Annotated in this window: 2 protein-coding genes; one reads left to right on the forward strand and one right to left on the reverse strand. The window is 73.4% G+C overall.

The window, feature by feature from the left end; all coding sequences use genetic code 11:
- Window positions 1-1,523, reverse strand: a 1,523-nt coding sequence (gene otsA / locus L0B03_RS16685; protein ID WP_250447962.1) for an alpha,alpha-trehalose-phosphate synthase (UDP-forming), incomplete at its 3' end; no start/stop codon positions are given.
- 140 nt (window positions 1,524-1,663) lie between these two features.
- Between otsA and L0B03_RS16690 the strand changes: the two genes are divergently transcribed.
- Window positions 1,664-2,424: serine/threonine-protein kinase (locus L0B03_RS16690; protein WP_250447964.1), on the forward strand; the 761-nt coding region annotated here is incomplete at its 3' end.

Here is a 2,424-nt window from a genome sequence, read left to right on the forward strand (position 1 = left end):
CGCTCGGCCTCCGCCGAGCCCGCCTCCGCGGACGGGTTCTCCTCGCGGCGCGGCTCGGCGTACCTCGGCCGATCGAGCCGCGACCGGTCGGGCCGCGGGGGCGGGGCAGCGGGCTGGTCGGGGACGGCCGTGAGGGTGGACAGGAAGCGCTGCGACCACTTCGTGACGTCGTCCTCGATGACCCGACGGCGCAGCTTGCGCATGCGGCGGCGCACCTCGCGCGGGTCCATCCGCACGGCCCGCTCGATCGCGTCCTTCATGCCCTCGATGTCGTGCGGGTTGATGAGCAGGGCCCCCGAGAGCTCGTCGGCCGCGCCGGCGAACTCGCTGAGCACCAGCACGCCGGTGTCGTCGGTGCAGGCGGCCACGAACTCCTTGGCGACGAGGTTCATGCCGTCGCGCAACGCGGTGACGAGCATGACGTCGGCCGCCAGGTAGAGGGCAGCCATCTCCTCGGGCGGGTAGGAGTGGTGCATGTAGTAGATCGCCGCCGAGCCGATCTGGCCGTGCTCGCCGTTGATCCGCCCGACGAGGATCTCGACCTCCTCGCGCAGCTGCTGGTAGGCCTCGACGTTCTCCCGGCTCGGGCTCGCGACCTGCACCAGTGCCGTCTCGGGCACGGTCAGGCGCTCGTCGGCCAGCAGCTCGCCGAAGGCCTTGATGCGGTGCCGGATCCCCTTGGTGTAGTCGAGGCGGTCCACGCCCAGCAGCAGCACCTTCGGGTCGCCCAGGTCGTGGCGGATCTCCCGGGCGCGGGCCTTGACGGCCTCGGTGCGGGCCAGGGCGTCGAACTTGCTCGAGTCGATCGAGATCGGGAAGGCTGCCGCGCGCACCCCCCGGTGACCGTGCTCGGTGGGGACGCTGACCATCGAGCCTCGCGTGGTGAGGTCCGTCAGGCGCCGCACGACGCGGATGAAGTTCGAGGCGTCCCCCGGGCGCTGGAAGCCGATGAGGTCCGCGCCGAGCAGCCCTTCGATGACCTGCCGCCGCCAGGGCAGCTGGGAGAAGATCTCGAGCGGGGGGAACGGGATGTGGTGGAAGTAGCCGATGCGCAGGTCGGGCCGCATCGAGCGGAGCATCGCGGGCACCAGCTGGAGCTGGTAGTCCTGCACCCAGACCGTCGCCCCCTGTGCCGCCTGGCCGGCTGCGGCCTCGGCGAAGCGCCGGTTGACCCTGCGGTACGCCTCCCACCAGGTGCGGTGGAACTCGGGCGGGCTGATCACGTCGTGGCACAGCGGCCACAGGGTGTCGTTCGAGAAGCCCTCGTAGTACTGCTCGATCTCCTCGGCGCTCAACGAGACGGGCACCAGGTGCATGCCGTCGGCGTCGAAGGGCTCATGCTCGAGGTCGGGCTTGCCGGCCCAGCCCACCCAGGCGCCGTCGGCCTGCTGCATGACCGGTTGCAGGGCGGTCACCAGCCCGCCGGGGGACCTCTTCCAGCTCGTGCTGCCGTCCTCGTCCACCGTCACGTCCACCGGCAACCTGTTGGCCACCACGACGAGCTCGTACCCTGCGCGCTCCACCACTGCCTCAGCTCCTTGGTCAGCCCCGAGGCTACCGAGAGGCCGCGGGCCCTGCTCGGCGGATCGCGTCGCCGTGAGACGGATCCACCGGTCCGGTGCGGCACCAGGCCCCGGAGGGCGGGGACGGATAGCGTGACGGGATGGAGCGCATCGGCGTCGCCCCCGGCACGGAGATCGGGGGGTACCGCGTGGTGTCCTCCCTCGGCCAGGGGGGCATGGGGGCGGTCTACCGCGCGGTCGACGGCGGGGGTGCCCCGGTCGCCCTCAAGCTCCTGCACCCCCACCTGGGTGCCGACCCCGAGGCGCGCGAGCGGCTGCGCCGCGAGGTCGCCCACCTCCAGCGGGTGCGCCACCCGGGGGTCGCCCGGGTGCTGGACGCCGAGATCGAGTCGAGCGAGGCCTTCGTCGTCACCGAGCTCGTGGACGGCCCCGACCTGGCGGCCCACGTGCGCCGCCACGGCCCGATGCCCGACGCCGAGCTCGCCGACCTCGCCGACCAGCTGCGGGAGGCCCTGACCGAGGTGCACGGGGCCGGGGTGCTGCACCGTGACCTGACTCCGGGGAACGTGCTGATCAGCCCGCGCGGTGCCGTGCTGATCGACTTCGGCATCGCCCAGGCCGCCGAGGACCCTCGCGTCACCTCGGTGGGGATGGTCGTGGGCACCCCCGGCTACCTGTCCCCCGAGCTCCTCGAGGGCGGCGAGCCGGGCGAGGCCGCCGACTGGTGGGGCTGGGCCGCTGTCCTCGCCTTCGCCGCGACCGGCCGTCCCCCCTTCGGCCACCGACCCGTGCAGTCCGTCCTGGCCCGCGCCCGTGAGGGCCGACCTGACCTCGAGGGCGTGCCGCCGCGCACCCAGGCGACGCTCCGGGCAGCCCTCGCGGGCGCCCCCTCCGCCAGGCT

It is taken from the genome of Actinotalea sp. C106 (assembly GCF_023630195.1).
Classification (GTDB): Bacteria; Actinomycetota; Actinomycetes; order Actinomycetales; family Cellulomonadaceae; genus Actinotalea.